The organism is Okeania sp. SIO2B9 (assembly GCF_010672505.1).
Classification (GTDB): Bacteria; Cyanobacteriota; Cyanobacteriia; order Cyanobacteriales; family Microcoleaceae; genus Okeania; species Okeania hirsuta.
Map to the genome: position 1 here is coordinate 1 of NZ_JAAHGK010001387.1, position 1,911 is coordinate 1,911.

Sequence of the window (1,911 nt, forward strand, 5' to 3'; positions counted from 1 at the left end):
GTGTAGTTAAGAAAAAAATGTCTATTAGAATTGGTATGGGCATTCACTCAGACGAAGTGGTTAGTGGTAATATTGGCTCTAGTAAGCGTATGGAGCTAACTTCTATTGGAGATGGTGTTAATCTAGCTTCTCGCCTTGAAGGTACAAGCAAGCAGTATGGTACAGATTTGGTCATCAGTGATAATACTTATCAACCTTACAAAGATATGCTTTGGGTTCGGGAACTAGACCTAATTACTGTGAAGGGAAAAAGTAAGCCTGTTAGAATATATGAACTGTTAGGCTTTAAGGAAGGGGATCTGAAGCAAGAGCTAACGGAGAAACAACACCATATAGTTGAACATTATCATCAAGGACGAGAGTATTACTTAAGACCATCCAAAGAAAAAAATTTAACAGACCTCTCTATAAAAGAAGCTTTTGCACTAGCTGAAGCTGAATTTAAAGAAGTATTGAAAATCGATCCAAACAACAAAGCTGCTAAGTTGCACCGCGATCGTTGTCAGCTATTTCAGGCCGAGCTTCCTCCAAAAAATTGGGATGGAGTCTGGAATTTAACTGAAAAGTAAACAATATCTATCTAAATAAGAATAGAATGTTAACTCTCATTTTGAAAAAAAACTAGCCCTAGTTATGACTAATTTAAATTCCCACTACTCAGATACTGAGTGGATAGAGCAGATTCATCAATTATTATTTGAGATTGTCCGTACTTCCTTGTCGGATAAGCCTAAACTACCAGAAAATCTTGCAGAAAAAGCTCTACCACTAGCACAGAAAGCAAAAATTATTCAAGAAAAAGCTGATGGCCAAGTTATTCCTCCAGATTCATTAGAATGGGTAGAAAAAGTCCGTCAACTTTTGTTGGATTTATCTCGTGCTTCTTTGGCAGATATACCTAGACTACCTGTAAGTATGGGTCAAAGATCTCTGGTACTGGCACAAACAGCTAAAGAGATTAAGGACAAAGTTGTTGAAAAAAAATCGTAGTTCTTAACAATCAAAGTTTAGGGCTATTCCCAAGAAATCATAATACAGCTTGTATTGCTACTAACAATTTTAAGTTTTTTAGAAGCTTTCTCAATATGGAATCAGATAGTCAACCTGCCAGTTACTCAGACGATGAACCTCCTCAAAGAATTGCAAATATTTTGGGAACAGCGATCGCTGTTCTGACTCTGGCCTTGCCTTTATTGGCCATTAGTCGTTATTCTCATCGTAATATAAATGTGATTCCTCAAACCTCTTATGAATTGTCTGGGTATGAATGATTTCCAACCAAATTTCTAAGAACTTTAGTTTCAATTTTTATCAATTTTTCAAGAATACTGCGACGCGGTAGATTTTTTCATAAAGCAGTAGGCAGGATGATCCATGAGGAAATTTATAGTTGATCTTTGTATTATTTTCGATTATAAATTTTTCCTCTAAAACCTACCTAAAAGTCAACTTTATGCTTGATTTAGACTTGAATATATAGTCATTTAACTTTAGATTGAGACAAAGCTTTCTTGCTATGAGGGAGTTTCAGACGAAAAAACGTCTCATTTTTAAGTTAAACTACTATAATTTTCATCTGTACACATATACTATTTATATTGAATTAGGGTTTGCTGAAAAAGTCTTTTGGCAGGGGTAGGAGTCAGGAGGGATAGGGAATTTAGAGGAGGTAGTCGGATATATTTATCCCTTTATTTTTTTTGCCATAGTTAGCCAAAAATCGTAACTTTTTGGCCACTTAATCTTAAAAAATTGCACTTTTTTTCGCTCTAAAAATTCTAAAACCTTTATTTGTAAATGCTTTTATATTTAATCAGCAAGCCCTAATTAAGTAGTAATAATAAATAACTGATTAACCGAAAATAGCCTGTATTAATTTAAACAATGTAATATAAATAAAATATTCAATAA

The 1,911-nt window shown here is 34.0% G+C and carries 3 protein-coding genes; all 3 read left to right on the forward strand.

All coding sequences use genetic code 11. The features are described 5' to 3' along the window. Positions 1-569: adenylate/guanylate cyclase domain-containing protein (locus tag F6K13_RS31020; protein ID WP_287289561.1), on the forward strand; the 569-nt coding region annotated here is incomplete at its 5' end. Between the two features lie 64 nt (positions 570-633). Further along, on the forward strand, positions 634-990 hold the full coding sequence (locus F6K13_RS31025; protein WP_124147589.1) for a hypothetical protein: 357 nt from the start codon (positions 634-636) through the stop codon (positions 988-990). 95 nt (positions 991-1,085) lie between these two features. Continuing rightward, the gene (locus F6K13_RS31030) at positions 1,086-1,271 is read left to right on the forward strand and encodes a hypothetical protein (protein ID WP_124147590.1); all 186 of its coding nucleotides are present in this window, start codon (positions 1,086-1,088) and stop codon (positions 1,269-1,271) included. The last annotated feature ends 640 nt before the right edge of the window (positions 1,272-1,911 follow it).

Bases quoted from the DNA above. Each gene is read 5' to 3' on its own strand.
- F6K13_RS31025 (WP_124147589.1), top strand. From the start codon at position 634: ATGACTAATTTAAATTCCCACTACTCAGATACTGAGTGGATAGAGCAG.
- F6K13_RS31030 (WP_124147590.1), top strand. From the start codon at position 1,086: ATGGAATCAGATAGTCAACCTGCCAGTTACTCAGACGATGAACCTCCT.